Source organism: Burkholderia sp. PAMC 26561, assembly GCF_001557535.2.
Classification (GTDB): Bacteria; Pseudomonadota; Gammaproteobacteria; order Burkholderiales; family Burkholderiaceae; genus Caballeronia.
The window spans coordinates 2,166,138-2,179,064 of sequence record NZ_CP014306.1 but is presented as its reverse complement, the minus strand read 5'-3'; the positions used below and the strand labels follow the sequence as shown (position 1 = coordinate 2,179,064).

At 59.9% G+C, this 12,927-nt stretch carries 12 protein-coding genes and 1 tRNA gene; 8 read left to right on the top strand and 5 right to left on the bottom strand.

The genetic code is table 11. From position 1 onward, the window contains the following. Positions 1–176: 176 nt before the first annotated feature. The 3 genes from ltrA to AXG89_RS10095 all read left to right on the top strand — a co-directional run bounded on the left by ltrA (position 177) and on the right by AXG89_RS10095 (position 4,523). Positions 177–1,877 carry a group II intron reverse transcriptase/maturase gene (ltrA, locus tag AXG89_RS10105; RefSeq protein WP_062169551.1) on the top strand — a complete coding sequence of 567 codons (1,701 nt, stop codon included), beginning with the start codon at positions 177–179 and terminating at the stop codon, positions 1,875–1,877. 149 nt (positions 1,878–2,026) lie between these two features. Then, positions 2,027–2,116, top strand: a tRNA-Ser gene (locus tag AXG89_RS10100). 370 nt (positions 2,117–2,486) lie between these two features. Next, the gene (locus AXG89_RS10095; RefSeq protein WP_075358495.1) at positions 2,487–4,523 is read left to right on the top strand and encodes an O-linked N-acetylglucosamine transferase, SPINDLY family protein; all 2,037 of its coding nucleotides are present in this window, start codon (positions 2,487–2,489) and stop codon (positions 4,521–4,523) included. Positions 4,524–4,583: 60 nt separating this feature from the next. On the opposite strand, the gene AXG89_RS10090 is transcribed toward AXG89_RS10095, so the two are convergent. Continuing rightward, a complete protein-coding gene (locus AXG89_RS10090; protein WP_062169545.1) occupies positions 4,584–5,360 on the bottom strand; it encodes an SDR family NAD(P)-dependent oxidoreductase in 777 nt (258 codons plus the stop codon). Between the two features lie 137 nt (positions 5,361–5,497). Here AXG89_RS10090 and gcvA point away from each other — a divergent pair, with 137 nt between their 5' ends. Together gcvA and AXG89_RS10080 are read left to right on the top strand one after the other, a co-directional pair. Beyond that, complete coding sequence (gcvA, locus tag AXG89_RS10085; RefSeq protein ID WP_062170502.1) at positions 5,498–6,418, top strand: transcriptional regulator GcvA; 921 nt, start codon at positions 5,498–5,500, stop codon at positions 6,416–6,418. 30 nt (positions 6,419–6,448) lie between these two features. Next, complete coding sequence (locus tag AXG89_RS10080) at positions 6,449–6,826, top strand: hypothetical protein (RefSeq protein ID WP_062169542.1); 378 nt, start codon at positions 6,449–6,451, stop codon at positions 6,824–6,826. A gap of 16 nt (positions 6,827–6,842) precedes the next feature. Here the strand turns inward: AXG89_RS10080 and AXG89_RS42085 are convergent, their stop codons facing one another. Then, positions 6,843–7,001, bottom strand: coding sequence for a hypothetical protein (locus AXG89_RS42085; RefSeq protein ID WP_162916033.1), 159 nt, complete (start codon positions 6,999–7,001; stop codon positions 6,843–6,845). A gap of 113 nt (positions 7,002–7,114) precedes the next feature. Between AXG89_RS42085 and AXG89_RS10075 the strand changes: the two genes are divergently transcribed. Beyond that, on the top strand, positions 7,115–7,597 hold the full coding sequence (locus tag AXG89_RS10075) for an energy transducer TonB family protein (protein ID WP_062170500.1): 483 nt from the start codon (positions 7,115–7,117) through the stop codon (positions 7,595–7,597). A 77-nt stretch (positions 7,598–7,674) separates the two neighbouring features. Here AXG89_RS10075 and AXG89_RS10070 read toward each other — a convergent pair whose 3' ends face one another. Continuing rightward, on the bottom strand, positions 7,675–7,938 hold the full coding sequence (locus AXG89_RS10070) for a hypothetical protein (protein ID WP_162915985.1): 264 nt from the start codon (positions 7,936–7,938) through the stop codon (positions 7,675–7,677). Here AXG89_RS10070 and AXG89_RS10065 point away from each other — a divergent pair. Next, positions 7,919–9,175 (top strand): MFS transporter, encoded by a 1,257-nt coding sequence (locus tag AXG89_RS10065; RefSeq protein WP_305954609.1) that lies wholly within the window; start codon positions 7,919–7,921, stop codon positions 9,173–9,175. The genes AXG89_RS10070 and AXG89_RS10065 overlap by 20 nt on opposite strands. A gap of 15 nt (positions 9,176–9,190) precedes the next feature. On the opposite strand, the gene AXG89_RS10060 is transcribed toward AXG89_RS10065, so the two are convergent. Then, on the bottom strand, positions 9,191–10,324 hold the full coding sequence (locus tag AXG89_RS10060) for an OpgC domain-containing protein (RefSeq protein WP_062169537.1): 1,134 nt from the start codon (positions 10,322–10,324) through the stop codon (positions 9,191–9,193). Between the two features lie 631 nt (positions 10,325–10,955). Between AXG89_RS10060 and AXG89_RS10055 the strand changes: the two genes are divergently transcribed. Continuing rightward, the gene (locus AXG89_RS10055) at positions 10,956–12,344 is read left to right on the top strand and encodes a chloride channel protein (protein ID WP_062169535.1); all 1,389 of its coding nucleotides are present in this window, start codon (positions 10,956–10,958) and stop codon (positions 12,342–12,344) included. A gap of 192 nt (positions 12,345–12,536) precedes the next feature. Here AXG89_RS10055 and AXG89_RS10050 read toward each other — a convergent pair whose 3' ends face one another. Then, positions 12,537–12,842, bottom strand: coding sequence for a YXWGXW repeat-containing protein (locus tag AXG89_RS10050; RefSeq protein WP_061998813.1), 306 nt, complete (start codon positions 12,840–12,842; stop codon positions 12,537–12,539). Positions 12,843–12,927: the final 85 nt, after the last annotated feature.

The window sequence follows — 12,927 nt, the reverse complement described above, 5'->3', positions numbered from 1 at the left end:
GCGGGCAGACTTCCGTCTGGTCTACCGTCGCAAGACGGCTGACTACCCTCTGTGTCTTGGTTAGGTACGGGTGCATGCGCCCGTACTGAGGTGTTTGTTGTTCCCCAGCGGGGTGTATCTACCCCGCTGAGGGAGATGCGCCTTCTGCTCGGGACTTTTCCAAGTAGGAGAGCAGCATGAAAGTATCTGGTCGAAAGGCCGGATCTGCGCTTTCCCACGCGCCGGACGATTGGTACGCCGTAGATTGGCGTCGGGTTGAACGAAACGTGAGAGGGATGCAGATTCGAATTGCGAAGGCGACGCGGGAAGGCAAATGGCGCAGGGTCAAAGCCTTGCAACGGATGTTGACCCGCACGTTGTCCGCCAAGTTGCATGCGGTACGACGTGTTACGCAGAACCAAGGTGCGCGAACGGCTGGAGTCGATCGTGAACTATGGGATTCGCCTGAAAGTCGACGGCTTGCTGTCGATCGGTTGAAGCGGCATGGATACAGGCCTCTGCCTTTAAGGAGGGTCTTTATCCCCAAGGCCAATGGGAAGGAACGCCCTCTGGGCATTCCGACCATGCATGACAGAGCGATGCAAGCTCTGTACTTGCTGGCCTTGGAGCCAGTGGCAGAGTCCACGAGCGACCCGAACTCATATGGGTTCAGGAGTCATCGCTCAACGGCCGATGCCATGTCCCAGATTTTTGTTTCCATGTCTCAGAAGGGCTCAGCCCGATGGGTCCTGGAAGCGGATATCAAGGGGTGCTTTGACCACATCAACCATGACTGGTTGGAACGCAATGTCCCAATGGACACGGCGATTCTCCGGAAGTGGTTGAAGGCTGGCCTGGTTTACCGAGGTCAGTTGCAGGCGACGACGGCCGGTACGCCGCAGGGGGGCATCATTTCCCCGACGTTGGCCAATGTGACGTTGAACGGGTTGGAGCGTGAACTGATTGAGCACCTCGGTGCTAAATTCGGGATCGCGAAAACCAAGAAGCTCAAGATTCATGTGGTGCGGTACGCGGACGACTTCGTCATAACCGGTGACTCGCAAGAGGTACTAGTTGACGAAGTCCGGCCTTGGATAGAAGCCTTCCTCGCGGTTAGGGGTTTGCAACTATCCGAGGAGAAAACGCGGATCACTCATATAGATCAAGGCTTTGATTTCCTTGGGTGGAATTTTCGGAAGTACTCGGGAAAGCTGCTCATCAAACCGAGCAAGAAAAACGCGCAAGCGTTCTATCGCAAGGTGGCGGATACGATCAGCGGTAACAAGACGGTAAAACAGGCGGATCTGATCCGCCTGTTGAATCCGATGCTTCGGGGCTGGGCGCAGTACCACAGTCCCGTCGTGGCTAAACAAGCGTACAGTCGCATGGAGCATTTAATGTTTCAGAAGCTCTGGCGATGGTCGAAGCGGCGGCACCCGCAGAAGGGCGCCGATTGGGTGAGAAAGAAGTACTTTCATTCGATCGGTGATCGTCAATGGGTATTCGCTGTTCCTGTGGTAAAGCGGGACGGCAGTAGGGGGTTGCTTGAGCTGTACCAGATCAGCGGCACAGTGATCAAGCGACACTTGAAGATCAAAGCGGAATTCAATCCCTTTGATCCGATATGGGAGCAGTACGGCGAGAAATTGCGGCAGGATCGCATGTGGGAAACAATGCGCTATCGCAGGCGATGGTCCACGCTGTATGTGTCACAGGGCGGATTGTGTGCGCACTGCGGCACGGCGCTGACGGACGAGACGGGTTGGCACGATCATCATCTGGAGTATCGGATGCATGGTGGCAAAGACACGCTGTCCAACAGAGTTTTGCTTCACCCGCATTGCCACCAGCAGGTGCACGTGGGAAGACTTGTTGTAACGAAGCCGGCTTTATTTTGAATGGAGCTTTGTCTGTAGGCTTGAGCTGTATGCGAGGAAACTCGCACGTACAGTTCTTAGGGGGCCCTTCATCCATAAGGATGTAGGGCTACCCTACCCGGAAAGGTGCGCTGTTCCGGCAGTTGCTTTGGTTGTGATGTGTGAAACGTGGAAGCGTGGCCGAGCGGTTTAAGGCACTAGTCTTGAAAACTAGCGACGGGGTGACTCGTCCGTGAGTTCGAATCTCACCGCTTCCGCCAGAATGAACAAGAGACCCCGTAAATTCAATGAATTACGGGGTTTTGTTTTTTCTGCGCACCAACAGGCCCGTCATGCGGCCGAAATCTCTGCTGAATGCTCGCGGCCTATCCCTGTCCTGTTGCTCCGTTGCATCTGACTCGTCATTTTTTGTAGACCGGCAACGGCCATGTGATGGCGTCGATCGAGATACGAGCGCCGAAGCAGGCGCGTTCACGCCTGTCCCGGTTATATCAACGCTCTTCAGGACCGTTTCAGAGGAAGCCGCCGAAGTTGTAAGTGTGGCCGGCCTGCTGATACGCTCCCGCAGACTCGTTGATTGTCGGCAAGCCCCGCACGGCAGAGCGAGGCGTTGTTTCACGTAATCGATCAATGTCAGCAACCAGAAACATTTCCGGGTCGCGTACTGCAGGCCGTCCCACCGTCGGCGCCATGCTTCAGGCCAGCACCGTTGCGCTTCAATCGGGCTCGTTGATCAAGGCGGAAACCTTGATCCAGCAGTTGCTCAAACGCGACCCGCGCAACGCCGAGGCGATCCACCTCCTCGGCATCACGCGCATCGAGCAGAAGCGTTTTCCGGAAGCTGAGCAATGCCTCAGGAAAGCGGTCGCTATCAACCGGAACCCGACCTATTTCATCAACCTCGGTCTTGCCCTGGCCTCCCAGGGCAAAGATGCACAAGCGCGCGATGCTTACCAAGCCGGCATTGCGCTTGAGCCTCAGGCCGCGCGCGTATACAACAACCTTGGAACGATCCTGGACCGCATGCAGGACCGAGCGGGCGCGGAATTGAACTATCGGCGAGCGCTCGCCACCGATCCCCGTTATTGCCTGGCTCACCGGAACCTGGGCATCCTGTTGCGCGAGACTGGCCGTCCTCACGAAAGCGAAACCAGCTTTCGCCAGGCGCTCGCGATCGAGCCGGAAACCGGTGCGATCTGGTCGACCTATGCCGACCTGCTGGACTCACTGAACCGGCTGGACGATGCAGAAGCCGCGTACAGGCAGGCTGGCCGATGGGACTCCGTTCAGCACGTCATGCGACAGGCGGCTTCGTGGGATGGACTGGATGAGATCGACGCCGCCGCCATCGAACTGGTCGAGTCGGCGCGGTTTGCCAATCCGGGGACATGGGAACTGCTTGGCATTCCATCCATGCCGCCTGCGGTCCATCGCGAAGCGGGTCGTCTTTTTGCCTTGAGCCGTTGGGGCCGGGAATTGAATGCGCAAGGCGCGTCTGCGGCGACGCCCCGCGAAGCCGACGGGTCACGGTTGAAAATTGGTTACCTGTCATCGGATTTTTACGATCACGCGACGATGCACTTGCTGGCCGGCGTACTCGAGTTGCACGATCAATCGTGTGTGGACGTGCATTTGTATTCGTACGGGCCATCCCGCGACGACGCTTTTACCTCGCGCATCGCCAACATGCCGGCGACCTTTCATGATGTCGCCGCCGCGACCGACGCAGAGGCCGCCACGCAGATCGCGGCCGACGGTATTCAACTTCTGGTCGATCTCAAGGGTTTCACGACTGGCACCCGGCTTGGCATTTCGGCGCGGCGCCCGGCGCCTGTCACGCTCAATTGGCTTGGCTACCCCGGCTCGCTCGGGCATTCCGGGCTGGCGGATTACCTAATAGGCGATCCGGTCGTCACGCCACCGGCCCATGCCGATCATTTCAGCGAAACACTCGCGCTGATGCCGCATTGCTATCAGCCGAATGACCACCGCCGCGAATCCGGCCCGCAGTCCACCCGTGCCGAAGCGGGCTTGCCGGAAACCGGTATCGTATTCTGCAGTTTCAATCAGACGTTCAAGTTCGGGCCCACGATGTTCTCGGTTTGGTGCCGTCTGCTCGCGGCGGTGCCGGGCAGCGTGCTATGGCTTCTCGAACCACCCGTGCCCGATGTCATCGACAATCTGCGTAAAGAGGCAAAGGCCCGGGGTATCGATGCGTCACGGTTGATTTTTGCTGATCGCCTGAAACAGCCGGCGCATCTTGCGCGCCTCGCGCTGGCGGACATCGCGCTCGACACTTTTCCCTGCAACTCCCACACCACGGGTAGCGACGCATTGTGGGCGGGTGTGCCCATGGTCACGCGCAGCGGTGCATTGTTCGCCAGCCGCGTGGGCGCGAGCCTGCTGCGGGCCGCCGGGCTTGGCGAACTGGTGACGGAAGACGACGAGACCTATTTCAATGTTGCGCTGTCACTCGCTTCCGATCCGGAACGGCTCGCCGCGCTGAGCACTCAGTTGATCCAGAGCCGTGAAACGCTTCCGCTCTTCAATACCGCGCAATTCACGCGCGATCTCGAGCGGCTTTACAAGGCGATCTGGCAGCGCGAGACATCGGGCGAGGCGGGAACGAAGGCGCCAATCGTTTTATCGGCGGAAGAGCGGGAATGAGGGGTCAGCGCACCTTTTGCGTTCAATCGCGGGATACCGCGTCGTCACGGAATCCCCGGTTCAGGCCTGACGGCCGGCCATGACGCCGCCATCGACGGGCAGCACGGTACCGGTAATCCACGATGCATTTTGCGATGCAAGGAAAAGGATTGCCTCGGCGATATCCGCCGGCTGCCCGTTGCGCCCGAGCGGATGAAACGCGTTGAACGCAGGCAACGTCGCCTTGACCTGATCGTCGGTCATGAACGTGTTGTAGACAGGCGTCTCGACGACCGCCGGCGCTACGGTATTGATGCGAATGTTCGACGACGCCAGTTCGATCGCCAGATTCCGCGTCAACGCATGCACGCCCGCGTTCGCCGCCGAATACGCCGCTGAAGGCGTTGCGCCGATCGCCTGCAACGCCCAGAGTGAGCCGGTCTGAACGATGGCGCCACCACCGCGCAGCTTCATGGCGCGCGCCGCGGCCTGGGCCATGAAGAACTTGCCTTTGAGGATCGTATCGATGAACCAGTCGTATTCAGATTCCGTCACGTCGAGAAACGGCTTAGGCGCAAACACGCCAGCGTTGTTGATCAGGATATCGACGCCGCCAAAGGCTTGAGTCGCGAGATTCACGAGGCCGGCGGCTGTTGCTGGCGCTGCAATGTCACCGGCGAACGTGCGAACCTGGGCGCCGGTCGGATCAATTTGCTCTGCCGCTTGCTTGAGCTTGGCCTCATCACGCCCGCCAATAACCACACTTGCCCCGGCTTGCACGAGGCGTGCTGCGACCTCCTTGCCAATCCCCGATCCGCCGCCCGTAACAATCGCCACTTTAGAAGAAAAACTATGCATTCCGATACTCCTGAAAAGTTCAGCCAAGTGAAGGAACGATCCGCTCCCTGCTTCCTTGATGGAGAGTATTGTTGGCTCGCGCGTACGCAATCGCAAATCAGTTATTCTGTCTGTTCCTAAAAGAAAAACTTTACCGTATGACAACGCCAATTTTCTTGAACGCGTTGCGTGCATTCGAAGTGAGTGCGCGCCACCAAAGCTTTTCGGCGGCCGCAGCGGAACTGAATGTCACCCCGGCGGCTGTCGGACAACTTGTTCGAAGCCTCGAAGAGTGGCTGGCCTTCCCACTCTTTCATCGAAGCGGCGGCGGGCGGGCGCGTCTGATACCCACGGACATCGCAACCCGGGCGCTGCCCGACATCCGTGCAGGCTTCGACCGGCTGAACCTCGGGCTTGCGCGGCTCAAGGAAGCGTCGACCGGAGGCGTACTTACCGTCACTGTCAGCCCGGCGTTCGCGGCGAAATGGCTTCTACCGCGTATAGACCGGTTCCAGACTGCGTGGCCGGAAACCGATGTACGTCTCGACACGAGTCTCAAACTCATGGACTTCGCGAGTCAGGGTATCGATATCGGAGTGCGTTATGGCGCCGGCCATTGGCCGGGGCTGCAAGCGGAAAAGCTGATGGACGAGGAGGTCTTTCCGGTTTGTTCGCGTGAATTCCTTGAGCGCCATTCCGGGTTGCGTGGCCCTGCCGATCTGGCCGGACTGACATTGATCGATGACCTTTCCGTCGACCGGCAATCCGGCTTCGTCACGTGGGATACGTGGCTCGACAACGCAGGGGTGAAAGTCGTCGCGAGCCGCGCCGGCCTGAAGATCAACAATTCCGCGGCAGTGTTGCAGGCTGCCGTCGATGGTCACGGCGTGGCGTTGGCACGCAGCGTTCTCGCGCGCGATGATCTGAATTCCGGCCGCTTGATCCGCTTGTTTCCCGAGATCACGCTGCCGTCATCGCTCGCGTATTTCGTGGTCTACCGGAAGGAATGCGCGGCACTACTCAGACTCGTCGCGTTCCGCGAATGGCTTTTTAGCGAAACCGCGAGGGACCGGGTTTAAATACGCCTTGCACAATGGGATTTGAAATCGATGCCCTCCGCTATCAACAACTCGCTCGCCTGGATCTTCGAGGCATTCGAGCGTGACCCGGCCTACCTCAGCAAACGGATGTTCGGCCTCGACGCCGCTTACCTGGACGGATTGTTATGCCTGGTTGCCGGCGATCGCGACGAACCGTGGAATGGTTTGCTGGTGTGCACGTCGCAGGATCGCCACACTGCGCTCATCAGTGAAATGCCGGCGTTGCAGCCGCATCCGGTGCTCGGGAAGTGGCTTTATGTATCGCAGGATGATCCGGCGTTCGAGGACATCGTGAAGAGAATGACGGCGCTAGTGCTGGCGCGCGATGAACGGATCGGTGTCGAGCCCAAGCCCCGCCGGCGCAGCAAGAAGGCTGCGCCGGGCTGAGGTGTCGGGCCCTTCGTCAACCTACGTCCGGCTCACCTTCGCCGGGTTTCTTTCCAGGCTGATCGCTTGGCGCCTGCTTGCGCTGGTCGTCGTCGCGATCGGGCATCTTGCTCGCCTCGTTGTCGCTGTGTTCAGCCGGTTGCGGATTGTTCAGATCGGTCGGATCGCTGCTCATGGTCCTCTCCTTGCATTGAGATGCTGTGGGTATGCAAAATGGGGCAGCAAGACGTGGTCCCGGCGCGTATCGTCGAGCCTGGATGCAGCGATTTCTGCGGAGCTTCGCCGATCATGACCTACCGCTTCAAACAGGCACACATTGGATGCAGCATCGCGCTGCTCGCGACCCTTGCTGCCTGCACGATCACCCCGCCGCCCAGCGCGCTCGAAACGCCCAAACCCGCCGCGGCGGTCGCGGGCGCGACGCTCGATCAATACAAGGTGCGCGTCGCACAACATATCTTCGAGCGCAATCCTTCGCTGGTGCTCAAGGGCACGCCGCAAGCCATGCTGCGCTCGCTTGTCGTGGTCGCCTACACCGTGGATCGCAACGGGCGTGTGATCCGCTCGTCGGTGTATCGGACGAATGGGGACGACGAAGCCGAAGCCACCGCCCTCGCCTCGCTGCGCCGGGCCTCGCCGTTGCCCGCACCGCCCACTCGCCTGCTCGATGGCAACGGCCACCTCGACCTCTTCGAAGGCTGGCTTTTCAACGACAACGGCCAGTTCCAGCTAAGGAGCGCGCATTCGCCGCAGGCAACGACCATCGACTGAGGGAACTTTCATTGCACTTCGGGAAACACTTCCTTGCCCGTCGCCACGCACGGTCGTTATAATTTTCGATACCCCCGTTACACCGGTTGGCCGGCCATGCCGGTCACGCCATTGCCGCCGCCCATCCAGCGCCTGTGCAATGCGCCCCGCCCGCTCGATACCACGCCGCACCCGCGCGCCGTTCGACGCAGTCTGCCTGCCTTGTTGGCCTTAATAAAATGTCCCGCGGCGCGGTTGAGAATCGCGCGCGATGGGCAAAACGGAGACGCCATGTCGTCAGCTTCATCCTCACTGCCTGCATCGCCCGCCAGCGATGCCAAAATGAGCAGTTCCCGCGTCATTTTCGCGAGTTTTATAGGTACGGCGATCGAGTTTTACGACTTCTACGTCTACGCTACCGCCGCCGCGCTCGTGATCGGCCCGGTCTTTTTTCCGCATAGTTCGCCCGCCGCGCAGGCGTTGTCGGCGTTCGTCACGTTCGGCATTGCGTTTATCGCGCGCCCAATCGGTTCGTTCGTGTTCGGCCATTTCGGCGACCGGATCGGACGAAAATCGACGCTGGTTGCATCGCTACTGGTGATGGGCGTTTCCACGACGCTGATCGGCTTCGTGCCGGGATATGCGTCCATTGGCAGCCTCGCGCCCGTGCTGCTGTGCATCCTGCGTTTCGGGCAAGGCATTGGCCTCGGCGGCGAATGGGGCGGTGCGGCGCTGCTCGCGACCGAATACGCCCCGCAAAACAAACGCGGCTGGTTCGGGATGTTCCCGCAATTGGGGCCGTCGGTGGGGTTCCTGGCATCGAACGGCTTGTTCTTCGGCCTGGCGCTGTCTCTCACCGACGAACAATTCCGCAGTTGGGGCTGGCGCGTGCCGTTCATTGTCAGCGCCGTGCTGGTGGGGCTTGGACTCTACGTGCGCCTGAAAATCGCGGAAACGCCGGCGTTTCGCGCGGCCATGGAAAAGCACGAACGCGTGCGCATGCCTGTTGCCACGCTGCTCAGCCGCTATCTCGGGCCGACGCTGCTTGGCGCCATTGCGATGATCGTCTGCTACACGCTCTTCTACATCTCGACGGTTTTCTCGCTGTCGTACGGCGTCTCGACGCTGCATTTCACGCGCGAGAAATTCCTGGGCCTGTTGTGCTTCGCGGTGATCTTCATGGCGATCGCCACGCCGCTTTCGGCGCTCGCAAGCGACAAATTCGGCCGTCGGCCGGTCCTGATCGTTGGTTGCATTGCCGCGATCCTTTCCGGGTTCACCATGGCGCCCTTGCTTGGCAGCGGCAACACGTTCGCAGTCGCGCTGTTCCTGACCATCGAGCTATTTTTGATGGGCGTGACGTTTGCCCCGATGGGCGCGCTCTTGCCCGAGCTGTTCCCGACCAACGTGCGCTACACCGGCGCGGGCGTGGCGTACAACCTCGGCGGGATTCTGGGTGCGTCGGTGGCGCCGTATATCGCGCAATTGCTGGCGAATCGCGGCGGCCTGACGTGGGTTGGCGGTTACGTTTCCGCGGCGGCCGCACTCAGCTTGATCGGCGTCCTGTGCATGCGTGAGACGCGCGGGATCAAGCTCTGACGCTGCTTCGACGTTTTATCGATCCCGCCGGTTGGTTGCATGCGCCGGCACGGCGGGATGTTTGGGCACGCGGTTGAGCTGGGCGGCCTTCCGGTCGCGCCAGAATGCCGCGAGCCAGATCAGCGTGCCGATAGCAATGGCGTCGCCGGTCAGCCCGGCCATCCATTGGTACGATCCGAGCGATACGACGCGCAACGCGGAATCAATGACCAGCGACATGCAAGCGCCGGCAATAAAACACACGAGTCCCTGCTTGCCGACGTTCACCACGCTAGGCAAAGCCTGCGCGAGCGATCGAATCCACCCTGCGTGCACGGCCTGCGCGAACAGCCACGCAACCACCACAAAACTCACGATGCGCAGCGTCGCGAGGTTCTGCTTCATGTATCCCGGCGGCGCTTGCGTCTCAAGGAACAGCTTGGCGAATGCGAACGTCAGGAACACCAGGATCGCGGCGCGCGTCAGCCAACGCGCCGTTTTCGAGTTGTGGAATTCGGCGCTGATCGGCTGAACCCGCGAAAGCAGGCCCAGCACGAACATCAATTGCCAAGCGAACGGGTTGAACGACCAGCCCTCGGCGTAGGCCGAAGGCAGCCACTGCGCAAGCGACGACGCGAACAGCCACATGCCCAGACTGCCGAACAGCACGACAACGGGCTTTTTCTCCGCAAGCGGCACGACGAACGGCACGGCGAGCGCGAACATGGCGTACATCGGCAGCACCGACGACAAATACGGCTGATGCCGCAACGTGGCGATATCGAAGGAAAGGCTGAGCGGCCGGGCGAGAAAAGCCGGCCATTCGGTGATTTGCAGCATGGGGGTGTCAATGCGCATCCACATCAGCAGCGCGCCGCCTAATAGCATCATGACCGCGGTGAACAGATATGCACGATAGATCTCCCAGCTCCGCTTCAAGAAGCGCCGGAGCGCGGCCGAATGGCTGCGGTTCGATTCAATCGATGTATAAGCTGCCGCCGATGCATAGCCGCCCAAAAATACAAATACCTCAGCGGAATCGCAGAATGCATAGCTGTGCAGCGTGAAGCGCGACAGGACGCTTCCCGAAATGTGGTCAACGGCAATGACAAGCAGCACGAGCCCCCGGAAAAAATCAACTTCGAGGGAGCGGCGATTCGGGGAACTCATGGGTGCGACTCCGTGGAAACAACGTGTCTGCGACAACGCCAAAGGTTCAAATTCAGGTTCAACCTGTAGATGCGGGTTAGTACTGAACGCGTTTGAAAAATTCCCGTCAGATCATTCACTTACAGCGGGAAAGGTGCGTCACACAAGCTCGCCGTGACAATCGCAACTTGCGTACCGGCCCGAGCTGCCTATACTCAAACAAACCTTGAACAGATTCGAGGCTAATTGTGGCAGTAGCGCTCGACGGTATTGAGCGAGTCCACTGCCGCCAAGTCGTTCGTATTGACTCACGCTCTGGAAAAATTCCACGTACGGTTTGAATTAAGTACCACCGTTCGTTCCGGGTTTCTCTAACACTAGTCGATAATTCTTTCATTAGCCTGCGCGTCTGTTCAAACGTTTGCGCATTATACAAACGCCTGAACCTAATAATTACTTTTTACTTTCGATTTTCTCTCCGCTCTCGCCACCCCGACGAGAGTGTTTATGGGACGCAGGCACTAAGCCAGCGTCCCATTTTTCTTTGCGGTCCGAATCGATATAACCCTTTTAAGCGGATTAAATTCGGAGCTGTTACACGCGTCGTTATAATCATGCCTTTGCCGACAGCCGGTCGCATGGCTCATTGCCTATGAATCGCAGGTTCAGTTCCCTCCCCCGGCTGACCGTCCGCCGCGCACGCAGTCTCTGGTATCGGTACGGCATTTTCTGGGTCGGCGCGATTGTGGTCGGGCTGGTCGCGGTGCTTTACGCGCGTTTGATCGACTGGGGGTACAACACCTTCCGCGCGCTTCAGCACGACCACGTCTGGCTTCCGCTCATTCTCACCCCGGCTGTCGCCGCGTTGTCCGTCTGGCTCACGCGCAAGTTTTTTCGCGGCTCGGAAGGCAGCGGCATTCCTCAGGTCATCGCGGTATTGCACAGTCCGCCGGGACTGGGAACGCGGTTGTTGTCGCCGGGAATCGTGGTCGCCAAGGTCGGCATCTCCTTTCTCGCGATCCTCGGCGGCTTCACCATCGGTCGTGAAGGGCCGACCGTACAGGTCGGAGCGGCGCTCATGTACAACCTGCGCCGCCTCTTTCCGAGATCCAACGCGCGCATCGAACGGCAACTGGTGCTCGCGGGCGCGGCGGCGGGGTTATCGGCTGCGTTCAATACGCCGCTTGCCGGTATCGTGTTCGCAATCGAAGAACTCACGCGCAGCTTCGAAGCGCGCACGAGCGGCGTGCTGATCACTGCCATCATCCTGGCGGGGATCGTCGCCCTTGGGCTGAACGGGAATTACACGTACTTCGGGACCATCGAAGTCGGTGCACATTTTCCCAAGCTCCTTGCGCTCGCCGTATTGTTGACGGCGATCGTGACGGGTATTGCGGGTGGCGTGTTCTGCTGGCTGCTGCTGAATACGTCGAAATGGATTCCAGCGCGCCTGCGCGAATTGCATGCATCGAAGCCGGTCGTCTTCGCGATGATATGCGGCTTCATCATCGCCATCGTCGGGGTTGTCTCGGGCGGCACCACGTTCGGCAGCGGTTACGCCGAAGCACGTGGTCTGCTGGAAGGCCACGAACAACTCTCGGTGTTTTATCCGCTGCTCAAGATGGTATCGATGATCGGGTCATATCTGCCCGGCATTCCCGGCGGCATCTTCGCGCCGTCGCTGTCGATTGGCGCCGGTTTCGGCAACGTGCTGCATATGGTCTTCGGCGACATGCAGTTGTCGATGCTCATCGCCCTCGGCATGGTCGGCTATCTCGCGGCCGTCACGCAGTCGCCGATCATGTCGTTTGTAATTGTCATGGAGATGATCAACGGCCACGCGCTCGTGATTTCACTGATGGGGACGGCGCTGATCGCAAGCCGCGTATCGCGCTTCTTCGCGCCGCCGCTTTACGAGGCGCTCGCCGAGCGTTATATGACGCCGTTGCCGGTGCCTGTGCCCAAGGCATCGCCGGAAGTGCCAGAAGAGCCTGAAGAACCCGAGGAACCCGCCGATGCAGAAGCGCCGGCCGTCAAATAAAACTCAATACACGTAGACACGCGCGGCCGGCCGGTATGCATAGGAATGGGCCGGCACGACGATACAACCGCCAAGCAGCGTCGCCAGCAAGGTGATGATCAGAAGCTTCGTTTTCATGTGGTGCTCCGGTATGCGGGCGGCGGCTTTGCGGCCGCCCATCGCTTCAAAGGGCTACGTCAAAGCCGGTCGACCTCAGGCCCAATGCCCCTGCATATAACGCCACGCGCCGCGATGTGCGATCCAGTGCCCCGGCACCCAGTGATACCCCACGCGCTCAACCTGCCAATGCCCCGGGTTCCACATGTACTGGCCGTGTTCCCAGCGCCAGTGACCCTGATCCCACACGTATCCGACACGCGCCGGCGGCACCGCCTCCATGCGCACGGGCGGCGGCGCGTTCGGCGCCACGATGATGACTTCAGCCGAAGCGGTTCCCGCGACAGCCGCGACACCGGCCATGACAATGGCGGCCTGGGCGATTAACAAACGAATTTTCATGATCGGCCTCCTGAGTGATTCGCCGCGTCCGTGAATCTGCGGCGATACCCAATCAATGCGCGAGGCCGCGCTTTAGCCGACACCG

Coding starts and splice junctions, on each gene's coding strand:
- AXG89_RS10070 (WP_162915985.1), bottom strand. CDS start 7,938: ATGACGCGGGAACTGCTCATTTTGGCATCGCTGGCGGGCGATGCAGGC.
- gcvA (WP_062170502.1), top strand. CDS start 5,498: ATGACAACGCCAATTTTCTTGAACGCGTTGCGTGCATTCGAAGTGAGT.
- AXG89_RS10090 (WP_062169545.1), bottom strand. CDS start 5,360: ATGCATAGTTTTTCTTCTAAAGTGGCGATTGTTACGGGCGGCGGATCG.
- AXG89_RS42085 (WP_162916033.1), bottom strand. CDS start 7,001: ATGAGCAGCGATCCGACCGATCTGAACAATCCGCAACCGGCTGAACAC.
- AXG89_RS10050 (WP_061998813.1), bottom strand. CDS start 12,842: ATGAAAATTCGTTTGTTAATCGCCCAGGCCGCCATTGTCATGGCCGGT.
- AXG89_RS10075 (WP_062170500.1), top strand. CDS start 7,115: ATGACCTACCGCTTCAAACAGGCACACATTGGATGCAGCATCGCGCTG.
- AXG89_RS10095 (WP_075358495.1), top strand. CDS start 2,487: ATGTCAGCAACCAGAAACATTTCCGGGTCGCGTACTGCAGGCCGTCCC.
- AXG89_RS10065 (WP_305954609.1), top strand. CDS start 7,919: ATGAGCAGTTCCCGCGTCATTTTCGCGAGTTTTATAGGTACGGCGATC.
- AXG89_RS10055 (WP_062169535.1), top strand. CDS start 10,956: ATGAATCGCAGGTTCAGTTCCCTCCCCCGGCTGACCGTCCGCCGCGCA.
- ltrA (WP_062169551.1), top strand. CDS start 177: ATGAAAGTATCTGGTCGAAAGGCCGGATCTGCGCTTTCCCACGCGCCG.
- AXG89_RS10080 (WP_062169542.1), top strand. CDS start 6,449: ATGCCCTCCGCTATCAACAACTCGCTCGCCTGGATCTTCGAGGCATTC.
- AXG89_RS10060 (WP_062169537.1), bottom strand. CDS start 10,324: ATGAGTTCCCCGAATCGCCGCTCCCTCGAAGTTGATTTTTTCCGGGGG.